The sequence below is a fragment of the Citrobacter sp. Marseille-Q5395 genome (assembly GCF_947057495.1).
Taxonomy (GTDB): domain Bacteria; phylum Pseudomonadota; class Gammaproteobacteria; order Enterobacterales; family Enterobacteriaceae; genus Citrobacter; species Citrobacter murliniae.
Genome location: NZ_CAMSEL010000033.1, coordinates 17,357 through 30,094, shown reverse-complemented (window position 1 = coordinate 30,094; position 12,738 = coordinate 17,357). Strand labels below are relative to the sequence as shown.

9 protein-coding genes are annotated in these 12,738 nt (G+C 51.7%); all 9 read left to right on the top strand.

What is annotated here, in order from left to right; genetic code table 11:
• On the top strand, positions 1-143 hold a 143-nt coding region (locus tag OH663_RS24560; RefSeq protein ID WP_446661267.1), incomplete at its 5' end, for an EF-Tu C-terminal domain-related protein.
• Between the two features lie 229 nt (positions 144-372).
• Complete coding sequence (gene secE, locus OH663_RS24555; protein ID WP_003033128.1) at positions 373-756, top strand: preprotein translocase subunit SecE; 384 nt, start codon at positions 373-375, stop codon at positions 754-756.
• Between the two features lies 1 nt (position 757).
• The gene (gene nusG, locus OH663_RS24550; protein ID WP_003033125.1) at positions 758-1,303 is read left to right on the top strand and encodes a transcription termination/antitermination protein NusG; all 546 of its coding nucleotides are present in this window, start codon (positions 758-760) and stop codon (positions 1,301-1,303) included.
• Between the two features lie 155 nt (positions 1,304-1,458).
• The gene (gene rplK, locus OH663_RS24545; protein WP_003033122.1) at positions 1,459-1,887 is read left to right on the top strand and encodes a 50S ribosomal protein L11; all 429 of its coding nucleotides are present in this window, start codon (positions 1,459-1,461) and stop codon (positions 1,885-1,887) included.
• A 3-nt stretch (positions 1,888-1,890) separates the two neighbouring features.
• Positions 1,891-2,598, top strand: coding sequence for a 50S ribosomal protein L1 (rplA, locus tag OH663_RS24540; RefSeq protein ID WP_045438335.1), 708 nt, complete (start codon positions 1,891-1,893; stop codon positions 2,596-2,598).
• 293 nt (positions 2,599-2,891) lie between these two features.
• Positions 2,892-3,389 carry a 50S ribosomal protein L10 gene (gene rplJ / locus OH663_RS24535; RefSeq protein WP_200013319.1) on the top strand — a complete coding sequence of 166 codons (498 nt, stop codon included), beginning with the start codon at positions 2,892-2,894 and terminating at the stop codon, positions 3,387-3,389.
• A gap of 66 nt (positions 3,390-3,455) precedes the next feature.
• The gene (gene rplL, locus OH663_RS24530) at positions 3,456-3,821 is read left to right on the top strand and encodes a 50S ribosomal protein L7/L12 (protein ID WP_045438343.1); all 366 of its coding nucleotides are present in this window, start codon (positions 3,456-3,458) and stop codon (positions 3,819-3,821) included.
• Positions 3,822-4,141: 320 nt separating this feature from the next.
• Complete coding sequence (rpoB, locus tag OH663_RS24525) at positions 4,142-8,170, top strand: DNA-directed RNA polymerase subunit beta (protein ID WP_048223455.1); 4,029 nt, start codon at positions 4,142-4,144, stop codon at positions 8,168-8,170.
• Between the two features lie 76 nt (positions 8,171-8,246).
• Positions 8,247-12,470, top strand: a complete 4,224-nt coding sequence (gene rpoC, locus OH663_RS24520; RefSeq protein WP_045438350.1) for a DNA-directed RNA polymerase subunit beta' — start codon at positions 8,247-8,249, stop codon at positions 12,468-12,470.
• The last annotated feature ends 268 nt before the right edge of the window (positions 12,471-12,738 follow it).

Here is a 12,738-nt window from a genome sequence, read left to right as displayed (position 1 = left end):
TAGAGATGGTAATGCCGGGCGACAACATCAAAATGGTTGTTACCCTGATCCACCCGATCGCGATGGACGACGGTCTGCGTTTCGCAATCCGTGAAGGCGGCCGTACCGTTGGCGCGGGCGTTGTTGCCAAAGTAATGAGCTAATTGCCGATAACATTTGACGCAATGCGCAATAAAAGGGCATCATTTGATGCCCTTTTTGCACGCTTTCACACCAGAACCTGGCTCATCAGTGATTTTTTTTGTCATAATCATTGCTGAGACAGGCTCTGAAGAGGGCGTTTAGTCCGAAACGCACCAGAGCATTTCGGTTTGGATCGCCTCGCTTACGCGGGGTGAAAATGTTTGTAGAATACTTCTGACAGGTTGGTTTATGAGTGCGAATACCGAAGCTCAAGGAAGCGGGCGCGGCCTGGAAGCGATGAAGTGGGTTGTTGTCGCTGTATTGCTGCTTGTAGCTATCGTTGGCAACTACCTCTATCGTGACATGATGTTGCCGCTGCGTGCGCTGGCCGTAGTGATTCTGATTGCTGCAGCGGGTGGTGTCGCGCTGTTGACAACAAAAGGTAAAGCGACCGTTGCTTTTGCCCGTGAAGCGAGAACCGAAGTCCGTAAGGTCATTTGGCCGACTCGCCAGGAAACATTGCACACCACGCTGATTGTGGCTGCGGTTACCGCAGTAATGTCACTGATCCTGTGGGGACTGGATGGTATTCTGGTTCGCCTGGTATCCTTTATCACTGGCCTGAGGTTCTAAGATGTCTGAAGCCCCTAAAAAGCGCTGGTACGTCGTTCAGGCGTTTTCCGGTTTTGAAGGTCGCGTAGCTACATCGCTGCGTGAATATATCAAGTTACAAAATATGGAAGAGTTGTTTGGCGAAGTCATGGTGCCGACCGAAGAAGTGGTCGAAATCCGTGGTGGCCAGCGTCGTAAAAGCGAACGCAAATTCTTCCCGGGCTATGTACTGGTCCAGATGGTGATGAACGATGCAAGCTGGCACCTGGTGCGCAGTGTGCCGCGTGTGATGGGCTTTATCGGCGGTACATCTGACCGTCCGGCGCCAATCAGCGACAAAGAAGTTGATGCGATCATGAACCGTCTGCAGCAGGTTGGTGATAAACCGCGTCCGAAAACGATGTTCGAGCCGGGTGAAATGGTTCGCGTTAGTGACGGTCCGTTTGCTGACTTTAACGGTGTTGTTGAAGAAGTCGATTACGAGAAGTCTCGTCTGAAAGTTTCTGTTTCTATCTTCGGTCGTGCGACTCCGGTTGAACTGGACTTCGCTCAGGTTGAAAAAGCCTAACACGTCGATCAAAAAAGCGGCGATTTAATCGTTGCACAAGGCGCGAGATTGGAATACAATTTCGCGCCTTTTGTTTTTATGGATAGCATCCGTAAAACGAATTTTATCACGGGGAGCCTCTCTGAGGCGCTATAACCCAACTAGAGGAATTTAGAATGGCTAAGAAAGTCCAAGCCTATGTCAAGCTGCAGGTTGCAGCTGGTATGGCTAACCCGAGTCCGCCGGTAGGTCCAGCACTGGGTCAACAAGGCGTGAACATCATGGAATTCTGCAAAGCGTTCAACGCAAAAACTGATTCCATGGAAAAAGGTCTGCCGATCCCGGTTGTTATCACCGTTTATGCTGACCGTTCTTTCACTTTCGTTACCAAAACGCCTCCGGCAGCAGTTCTGCTGAAGAAAGCGGCTGGTATCAAGTCTGGTTCCGGTAAGCCGAACAAAGACAAAGTGGGTAAAATTTCCCGCGCTCAGCTGCAGGAAATCGCGCAGACCAAAGCTGCCGACATGACTGGTTCCGACATTGAAGCGATGACTCGCTCCATTGAAGGTACTGCACGTTCCATGGGCCTGGTAGTGGAGGACTAAGAAATGGCTAAACTGACCAAGCGTATGCGCGTGATCCGTGACAAAGTTGATGCAACTAAACAGTATGACATCAACGAAGCTATTGCTCTGCTGAAAGAGCTGGCCACTGCTAAATTCGTAGAAAGCGTGGACGTTGCTGTTAACCTCGGCATCGATGCTCGTAAATCTGACCAGAACGTACGTGGTGCAACTGTACTGCCGCACGGTACTGGCCGTTCCGTTCGCGTAGCCGTATTTACCCAGGGTGCAAACGCTGAAGCTGCTAAAGCTGCAGGCGCTGAGCTGGTAGGTATGGAAGATCTGGCTGACCAGATCAAGAAAGGCGAAATGAACTTTGACGTTGTTATTGCTTCCCCGGATGCAATGCGCGTTGTTGGCCAGCTGGGTCAGGTTCTGGGTCCGCGTGGCCTGATGCCAAACCCGAAAGTTGGTACTGTAACTCCGAACGTTGCTGAAGCGGTTAAGAACGCTAAAGCGGGTCAGGTTCGTTACCGTAACGACAAAAACGGCATCATCCACACTACCATTGGTAAAGTGGATTTTGACGCTGACAAACTGAAAGAAAACCTGGAAGCTCTGCTGGTTGCGCTGAAAAAAGCGAAACCAACTCAGGCAAAAGGCGTGTACATCAAGAAAGTTAGCCTCTCCACCACCATGGGTGCTGGCGTTGCCGTTGATCAAGCTGGTCTGAGCGCGTCTGCGAACAGCTAAGATTAGCTTTACGTGGGCGGTGAATTTGTCTACAATTCTACCCCCACGTTTGCTAACGAAAGTTAGCAAATAAACAGATTTGTTCGTTGGAGCCTGGCCTATCCAGGCCTCCGTCGAAGACCGCAGGTGTTTCGTAAGAAGCTTAATGCCCTGCGTAGACGGTGACAGAACGCTAAGATTATTTCTGATACTCTGGCTTGTTTCTGCTCACCGTATTTAGACGCTCTGTCCGTTGGGAAGAGTGAAGTGAGTTCCGGAACATGAGTTCCGGCAAACATCCAGGAGCAAAGCTAATGGCTTTAAATCTTCAAGACAAACAAGCGATTGTTGCTGAAGTCAGCGAAGTAGCCAAAGGCGCGCTGTCTGCAGTAGTTGCGGATTCCCGTGGCGTAACTGTAGACAAAATGACTGAACTGCGTAAAGCAGGTCGCGAAGCCGGCGTATACATGCGTGTTGTTCGTAACACCCTGCTGCGCCGTGTTGTTGAAGGTACTCAGTTTGAGTGCCTGAAAGACGCGTTCGTTGGTCCGACCCTGATTGCATATTCTATGGAACACCCGGGCGCAGCTGCTCGTCTGTTCAAAGATTTCGCGAAAGCGAATGCAAAATTTGAGGTCAAAGCCGCAGCCTTTGAAGGTGAATTGATCCCGGCATCGCAAATCGATCGCCTGGCAACTCTGCCGACCTACGAAGAAGCAATTGCACGCCTGATGGCAACCATGAAAGAAGCTTTGGCTGGCAAACTGGTTCGCACTCTGGCTGCTGTTCGCGATGCGAAAGAAGCTGCTTAATCGCAGTTATCTTTATCAAGCATCTGCTTACGTATAAACTTATTCTGATTTTCAGGAACAATTTAAATGTCTATCACTAAAGATCAAATCATTGAAGCAGTATCCGCTATGTCCGTAATGGACGTTGTAGAACTGATTTCTGCAATGGAAGAAAAATTCGGTGTTTCCGCTGCTGCTGCTGTAGCTGTAGCTGCTGGCCCGGCTGAAGTAGCTGAAGAAAAAACTGAATTCGACGTAATTCTGAAAGCTGCTGGCGCTAACAAAGTTGCTGTTATCAAAGCAGTACGTGGCGCAACTGGCCTGGGTCTGAAAGAAGCTAAAGACCTGGTAGAATCTGCACCGGCTGCTCTGAAAGAAGGCGTGAGCAAAGACGACGCAGAAGCACTGAAAAAATCTCTGGAAGAAGCTGGCGCTGAAGTTGAAGTTAAATAAGCCAACTTTTCTGGTTGCAGCCTAAGCAATTAGGCTGATGGCTGGTGACTTTTTAGTCACCAGCCTTTTTGCGCTGTAAGGCGCCAGTAGCATTTCACACTGTTTGACTACTGCTGTGCCTTTCAATGCTTGTTTCTATCGACGCCTTAATATACTGCGACAGAGCGTTAGTTCTGTGTAAATCGCAATGAAATGGTTTAAGCGTGATAGCAACAGGCATTGCGGAAAGTATTCGATTTTCCGGTCAACAAAATAGTGTTGCACAAACTGTCCCTTCGTCGGACAGATGGGTCGACTTGTCAGCGAGCTGAGGAACCCTAATGGTTTACTCCTATACCGAGAAAAAACGTATTCGTAAGGATTTTGGTAAACGTCCACAAGTGTTGGACATACCTTATCTCCTTTCTATCCAGCTTGACTCGTTTCAGAAGTTCATCGAGCAAGATCCTGAAGGGCAGTATGGTCTGGAAGCAGCTTTCCGTTCCGTTTTCCCGATTCAGAGCTATAGCGGTAACTCCGAGCTGCAATACGTCAGCTATCGCCTTGGCGAACCGGTGTTTGACGTTCAGGAATGTCAGATTCGTGGCGTGACCTATTCCGCACCGCTGCGCGTAAAACTGCGTCTGGTGATCTACGAGCGCGAAGCGCCGGAAGGCACCGTAAAAGACATTAAAGAACAAGAAGTCTACATGGGCGAAATTCCGCTCATGACTGACAACGGTACCTTTGTAATCAACGGTACTGAACGTGTTATCGTTTCTCAGCTGCACCGTAGTCCTGGCGTCTTCTTTGACTCCGACAAAGGTAAAACCCACTCTTCGGGTAAAGTGCTGTATAACGCGCGCATCATTCCTTACCGTGGTTCCTGGCTGGACTTCGAATTCGATCCGAAGGACAACCTGTTCGTACGTATTGACCGTCGCCGCAAACTGCCTGCGACCATTATTCTGCGTGCGCTGAACTACACCACTGAGCAGATTCTGGATCTGTTCTTTGAAAAAGTCGTCTTTGAGATCCGCGACAATAAGTTGCAGATGGAACTGGTGCCGGAACGCCTGCGTGGTGAAACCGCCTCCTTTGACATCGAAGCTAACGGCAAAATCTACGTCGAAAAAGGCCGTCGCATCACTGCGCGCCACATTCGCCAGCTGGAAAAAGACGATATCAAACATATCGAAGTTCCGGTTGAGTACATTGCTGGTAAAGTTGCGTCTAAAGACTACGTTGATGAATCCACTGGCGAGCTGATCTGCGCAGCTAACATGGAGCTGAGCCTGGATCTGCTGGCTAAGCTGAGCCAGTCTGGTCACAAGCGTATCGAAACGCTGTTCACTAACGATCTGGACCACGGTCCGTACATTTCTGAAACTGTACGCGTCGACCCAACTAACGATCGTCTGAGCGCACTGGTAGAAATCTACCGCATGATGCGTCCTGGTGAGCCGCCGACTCGTGAAGCTGCTGAAAGCCTGTTCGAGAACCTGTTCTTCTCCGAAGACCGCTATGATCTCTCTGCGGTTGGTCGTATGAAGTTCAACCGTTCTCTGCTGCGCGACGAAATCGAAGGTTCCGGTATCCTGAGCAAAGACGACATCATTGACGTGATGAAGAAGCTCATCGATATCCGTAACGGTAAAGGCGAAGTCGATGATATCGACCACCTCGGTAACCGTCGTATCCGTTCCGTAGGCGAAATGGCGGAAAACCAGTTCCGCGTTGGCCTGGTACGTGTAGAGCGTGCGGTGAAAGAGCGTCTGTCTCTGGGCGATCTGGATACCCTGATGCCTCAGGATATGATCAACGCCAAACCGATTTCTGCAGCAGTGAAAGAGTTCTTTGGTTCCAGCCAGCTGTCTCAGTTTATGGACCAGAACAACCCGCTGTCTGAGATTACACACAAACGTCGTATCTCTGCACTCGGCCCAGGCGGTCTGACCCGTGAACGTGCAGGCTTCGAAGTTCGAGACGTACACCCGACTCACTATGGTCGCGTATGCCCAATCGAAACGCCTGAAGGTCCGAACATCGGTCTGATCAACTCCCTGTCCGTGTACGCACAGACTAACGAATACGGTTTCCTTGAGACTCCGTACCGTAAAGTGACCGACGGTGTTGTAACTGACGAAATTCATTACCTGTCTGCTATCGAAGAAGGCAACTACGTTATCGCTCAGGCGAACTCCAACCTGGATGACGAAGGCCACTTTGTAGAAGACCTGGTAACTTGCCGTAGCAAAGGCGAATCCAGCTTGTTCAGCCGCGACCAGGTTGACTACATGGACGTATCCACCCAACAGGTGGTTTCCGTCGGTGCGTCCCTGATCCCGTTCCTGGAACACGATGACGCCAACCGTGCATTGATGGGTGCGAACATGCAACGTCAGGCCGTTCCAACTCTGCGCGCTGATAAGCCGCTGGTTGGTACCGGTATGGAACGTGCTGTTGCCGTTGACTCCGGTGTTACTGCAGTTGCTAAACGTGGCGGTACCGTTCAGTACGTGGATGCTTCCCGTATCGTTATCAAAGTTAACGAAGACGAGATGTACCCGGGCGAAGCAGGTATCGACATTTATAACCTGACCAAATACACCCGTTCTAACCAGAACACCTGTATCAACCAAATGCCTTGTGTGTCCCTGGGTGAGCCGGTCGAACGTGGTGATGTACTGGCAGACGGTCCGTCCACCGACCTCGGTGAACTGGCGCTCGGTCAGAACATGCGCGTCGCGTTCATGCCGTGGAACGGCTATAACTTCGAAGACTCCATCCTCGTTTCCGAGCGTGTTGTTCAGGAAGACCGTTTCACCACCATCCATATTCAGGAACTGGCATGTGTGTCCCGTGACACCAAGCTGGGGCCGGAAGAGATCACCGCTGACATCCCGAACGTGGGTGAAGCTGCGCTCTCCAAACTGGATGAGTCCGGTATCGTTTACATTGGTGCAGAAGTGACCGGTGGCGACATTCTGGTTGGTAAGGTAACGCCGAAAGGTGAAACCCAGCTGACGCCAGAAGAGAAGCTGCTGCGTGCGATCTTCGGTGAGAAAGCGTCTGATGTTAAAGACTCTTCTCTGCGCGTACCAAACGGTGTTTCCGGTACGATTATCGACGTTCAGGTCTTTACTCGCGATGGCGTAGAGAAAGACAAACGTGCGCTGGAAATCGAAGAGATGCAGCTGAAACAGGCTAAGAAAGACCTGTCTGAAGAACTGCAGATCCTCGAAGCTGGCCTGTTCAGTCGTATCTACGCGGTGCTGGTTGCCGGTGGCGTTGAAGCTGAGAAGCTCGACAAACTGCCTCGCGATCGCTGGCTGGAACTCGGCCTGACCGACGAAGAGAAACAAAATCAGCTGGAACAGCTGGCTGAGCAGTACGACGAACTGAAACACGAGTTCGAGAAAAAACTCGAAGCGAAACGCCGTAAAATCACTCAGGGCGATGATCTGGCACCAGGCGTGCTGAAGATTGTTAAGGTGTATCTGGCGGTTAAACGTCGGATCCAGCCTGGTGATAAGATGGCAGGTCGTCACGGTAACAAGGGTGTAATTTCTAAGATCAACCCGATCGAAGATATGCCTCATGATGCTAACGGTACGCCGGTAGACATCGTGCTGAACCCGCTGGGCGTACCATCTCGTATGAACATCGGTCAGATTCTGGAAACCCACCTGGGTATGGCTGCGAAAGGTATTGGCGATAAGATCAACGCCATGCTGAAACAGCAGCAAGAAGTCGCGAAACTGCGCGAGTTCATCCAGCGTGCCTATGATCTGGGTGCCGACGTTCGTCAGAAAGTTGACCTGAGTACCTTCAGCGATGAAGAAGTTCTGCGTCTGGCTGAAAACCTGAAAAAAGGTATGCCGATCGCAACGCCGGTCTTCGACGGTGCGAAAGAGTCTGAAATCAAGGAACTGTTACAGCTGGGTGGCCTGCCGACTTCCGGTCAGATCACACTGTTCGACGGTCGTACCGGTGAGCAATTCGAGCGCCAGGTTACCGTTGGCTACATGTACATGCTGAAACTGAACCACCTGGTTGATGACAAGATGCATGCGCGTTCTACCGGTTCTTACAGCCTGGTTACTCAGCAGCCGCTGGGTGGTAAGGCTCAGTTCGGTGGTCAGCGCTTCGGGGAGATGGAAGTGTGGGCGCTGGAAGCATATGGCGCAGCATACACCCTGCAGGAAATGCTCACCGTTAAGTCTGATGACGTAAATGGTCGTACCAAGATGTATAAAAACATCGTGGACGGCAACCATCAGATGGAACCAGGCATGCCGGAATCCTTCAACGTATTGTTGAAAGAGATTCGTTCGCTGGGTATCAACATCGAGCTGGAAGACGAGTAACTCTCGCTCATACAGGTCACTGGTGCTGGCGTAACAGCCAGCACCAGATTGTGCTAACTCCGACGGGAGCAAATCCGTGAAAGACTTATTAAAGTTTCTGAAAGCGCAAACTAAAACCGAAGAGTTTGATGCGATCAAAATTGCTCTGGCATCGCCAGACATGATCCGTTCATGGTCCTTTGGTGAAGTTAAGAAGCCGGAAACCATCAACTACCGTACGTTCAAACCTGAGCGTGACGGCCTTTTCTGCGCCCGTATCTTTGGGCCAGTAAAAGATTACGAGTGCCTGTGCGGTAAGTACAAGCGCCTGAAACACCGTGGTGTGATCTGTGAGAAGTGCGGCGTTGAAGTGACCCAGACTAAAGTACGCCGTGAGCGTATGGGCCACATCGAGCTGGCATCTCCGACCGCTCACATCTGGTTCCTGAAATCTCTGCCGTCCCGTATCGGCCTGCTGCTTGATATGCCGCTGCGCGATATCGAGCGCGTACTGTACTTCGAATCTTATGTGGTAATCGAAGGCGGTATGACTAACCTGGAACGCCAACAGATCCTGACTGAAGAGCAGTATCTGGATGCGCTGGAAGAGTTCGGTGACGAATTCGACGCGAAGATGGGTGCGGAAGCTATCCAGGCTCTGCTGAAAAGCATGGATCTGGAGCAAGAGTGTGAAACTCTGCGTGAAGAGCTGAACGAAACCAACTCCGAAACCAAGCGTAAAAAGCTGACCAAGCGTATCAAACTGCTGGAAGCGTTCGTACAGTCTGGTAACAAGCCAGAGTGGATGATTCTGACCGTTCTGCCGGTTCTGCCGCCAGATCTGCGTCCGCTGGTTCCGCTGGATGGTGGTCGTTTCGCAACGTCGGATCTGAACGATCTGTATCGTCGCGTTATCAACCGTAACAACCGTCTGAAACGTCTGCTGGATCTGGCTGCGCCGGACATCATCGTACGCAACGAAAAACGTATGCTGCAGGAAGCGGTCGACGCCCTGCTGGATAACGGTCGTCGCGGTCGTGCGATCACCGGTTCTAACAAACGTCCTCTGAAATCTTTGGCCGATATGATCAAAGGTAAACAGGGTCGTTTCCGTCAGAACCTGCTCGGTAAGCGTGTTGACTACTCCGGTCGTTCTGTAATCACCGTAGGTCCATACCTGCGTCTGCATCAGTGCGGTCTGCCGAAGAAAATGGCACTGGAACTGTTCAAACCGTTCATTTACGGCAAGCTGGAACTGCGTGGCCTCGCCACCACCATCAAAGCCGCTAAGAAAATGGTTGAGCGTGAAGAAGCTGTCGTTTGGGATATCCTGGACGAAGTTATCCGCGAACACCCGGTACTGCTGAACCGTGCACCAACACTGCACCGTCTGGGTATCCAGGCATTTGAACCGGTACTGATCGAAGGTAAAGCTATCCAGCTGCACCCGCTGGTTTGTGCGGCGTATAACGCCGACTTCGATGGTGACCAGATGGCTGTTCACGTACCGCTGACGCTGGAAGCCCAGCTCGAAGCGCGTGCGCTGATGATGTCTACCAACAACATTCTGTCTCCGGCGAACGGCGAACCTATCATCGTTCCGTCTCAGGACGTTGTATTGGGTCTGTACTACATGACCCGTGACTGTGTTAACGCCAAAGGCGAAGGCATGGTGTTGACTGGCCCGAAAGAAGCTGAGCGTATTTACCGCGCAGGTCTGGCCTCTCTGCATGCGCGCGTTAAAGTGCGTATCACCGAATATGAAAAAGATGAAAACGGCGAATTCGTTGCGAAAACCAGCCTGAAAGACACGACCGTTGGCCGTGCTATTTTGTGGATGATCGTACCGAAAGGTCTGCCTTTCTCCATCGTCAACCAGGCGCTGGGCAAGAAAGCAATCTCCAAAATGCTGAACACCTGTTACCGCATTCTGGGCCTGAAGCCGACCGTTATCTTCGCTGACCAGACAATGTACACCGGCTTTGCTTATGCAGCGCGTTCAGGTGCATCTGTTGGTATTGATGACATGGTCATCCCAGAGAAGAAACACGAGATCATCTCTGAAGCGGAAGCTGAAGTTGCTGAGATCCAGGAGCAGTTCCAGTCTGGTCTGGTAACCGCAGGCGAACGTTACAACAAAGTTATCGATATCTGGGCTGCGGCGAACGATCGTGTATCCAAAGCGATGATGGATAACCTGCAAACTGAAACCGTTATTAACCGTGACGGCGTCGAAGAGCAGCAGGTTTCCTTCAACAGCATTTACATGATGGCCGACTCCGGTGCGCGTGGTTCTGCAGCACAGATTCGTCAGCTGGCAGGTATGCGTGGTCTGATGGCGAAGCCGGATGGCTCCATCATCGAAACGCCGATCACCGCGAACTTCCGTGAAGGTCTGAACGTACTCCAGTACTTCATCTCTACTCACGGTGCTCGTAAAGGTCTGGCGGATACCGCACTGAAAACAGCTAACTCCGGTTATCTGACTCGTCGTCTGGTTGACGTCGCGCAGGATCTGGTTGTCACTGAAGACGATTGTGGCACTCTGGAAGGTATCACCATGACCCCGGTTATCGAGGGTGGTGATGTTAAAGAGCCGCTGCGTGATCGCGTTCTGGGTCGTGTGACTGCTGAAGACGTTCTGAAGCCGGGTACGGCGGATATTCTGGTTCCACGCAACACCCTGCTGCACGAGCAGTGGTGTGATCTGCTGGAAGAGAACTCCGTTGACTCCGTCAAAGTACGTTCCGTCGTATCCTGTGACACCGACTTTGGTGTATGTGCGCACTGCTATGGTCGTGACCTGGCGCGTGGCCACATCATCAACAAAGGTGAAGCAATCGGCGTTATCGCGGCACAGTCCATCGGTGAGCCGGGTACACAGCTGACGATGCGTACGTTCCACATCGGTGGTGCGGCATCTCGTGCGGCTGCTGAATCCAGCATCCAGGTGAAAAACAAAGGTAGCATCCGTCTGAGCAATGCGAAGTCGGTTGTGAACTCCAGCGGTAAACTGGTTATCACCTCACGTAACACCGAACTGAAACTGATCGACGAATTCGGTCGTACCAAAGAAAGCTATAAAGTGCCTTACGGCTCCGTTATGGCGAAAGGTGATGGCGAACAGGTTGCTGGCGGCGAAACCGTTGCAAACTGGGATCCGCACACCATGCCGGTTATCACCGAAGTGAGTGGTTTTGTCCGCTTCACTGACATGATCGACGGCCAGACCATTACTCGTCAGACCGACGAGCTGACCGGTCTGTCTTCTCTGGTGGTTCTGGATTCTGCAGAGCGTACTGCGGGTGGTAAAGACCTGCGTCCGGCACTGAAAATTGTTGATGCCCAGGGCAACGACGTTCTGATCCCAGGTACCGATATGCCTGCTCAGTACTTCCTGCCGGGTAAAGCGATTGTTCAGTTGGAAGATGGCGTGCAGATCAGCTCAGGTGACACCCTGGCGCGTGTTCCTCAGGAATCAGGCGGTACCAAGGATATTACCGGTGGTCTGCCGCGCGTTGCGGACCTGTTCGAAGCTCGTCGTCCGAAAGAGCCGGCAATCCTGGCGGAAATCAGCGGTATTATTTCCTTCGGTAAAGAAACCAAAGGGAAGCGTCGCCTGGTTATTACTCCGTTAGACGGCAGCGAACCGTACGAAGAGATGATTCCGAAATGGCGTCAGCTCAACGTGTTCGAAGGTGAACGTGTAGAACGTGGTGATGTGGTTTCCGACGGTCCGGAAGCGCCACACGACATCCTGCGTCTTCGTGGCGTACACGCGGTAACGCGTTACATCACCAACGAAGTACAGGACGTATATCGTCTGCAAGGCGTTAAGATTAACGATAAACACATCGAAGTTATCGTTCGTCAGATGCTGCGTAAAGCGACCATCGAAAGTGCTGGTAGCTCCGACTTCCTCGAAGGCGAGCAGGTTGAATACTCCCGCGTCAAGATTGCTAACCGCGAACTGGAAGCGAACGGCAAAGTTGCGGCGACTTTCTCCCGCGATCTGCTGGGTATCACCAAGGCATCTCTGGCAACCGAGTCCTTCATCTCTGCGGCGTCGTTCCAGGAGACTACTCGCGTGCTGACCGAAGCAGCCGTTGCGGGCAAACGCGACGAACTGCGCGGTCTGAAAGAGAACGTCATCGTGGGTCGTCTGATCCCAGCTGGTACCGGTTATGCGTACCATCAGGATCGTATGCGCCGTCGTGCTGCGGGCGAACTGCCAGCAGCACCTCAGGTTACTGCGGAAGATGCATCTGCCAGCCTGGCAGAACTGCTGAACGCAGGTCTGGGTGGTTCTGATAACGATTAATCGTTGTTGACCGTAATAAAAAACCCGCTTCGGCGGGTTTTTTTTTGCCTGAAGAAATGCTGTTGTTGGCCGGATAATTTGCTTGCGACGCCACCCAGCCATATAGGATGGGTATTAATTTACCGGTGGTGCGGCTGGAACGATATTTTTCACAGAACCAGGTAAGATCTGTCGAGGTGAAGGCAGGGCAAAATGAGGAAGATAACTTCTGCCCTGGTCAGCTTCCGTGACTGACGGAGACAAAATAAAAAAACGGCAGCCTGACGAC

Bases quoted from the DNA above. Each gene is read 5' to 3' on its own strand.
- rplL (WP_045438343.1), top strand. From the start codon at position 3,456: ATGTCTATCACTAAAGATCAAATCATTGAAGCAGTATCCGCTATGTCC.
- rpoB (WP_048223455.1), top strand. From the start codon at position 4,142: ATGGTTTACTCCTATACCGAGAAAAAACGTATTCGTAAGGATTTTGGT.
- nusG (WP_003033125.1), top strand. From the start codon at position 758: ATGTCTGAAGCCCCTAAAAAGCGCTGGTACGTCGTTCAGGCGTTTTCC.
- secE (WP_003033128.1), top strand. From the start codon at position 373: ATGAGTGCGAATACCGAAGCTCAAGGAAGCGGGCGCGGCCTGGAAGCG.
- rplJ (WP_200013319.1), top strand. From the start codon at position 2,892: ATGGCTTTAAATCTTCAAGACAAACAAGCGATTGTTGCTGAAGTCAGC.
- rplA (WP_045438335.1), top strand. From the start codon at position 1,891: ATGGCTAAACTGACCAAGCGTATGCGCGTGATCCGTGACAAAGTTGAT.
- rplK (WP_003033122.1), top strand. From the start codon at position 1,459: ATGGCTAAGAAAGTCCAAGCCTATGTCAAGCTGCAGGTTGCAGCTGGT.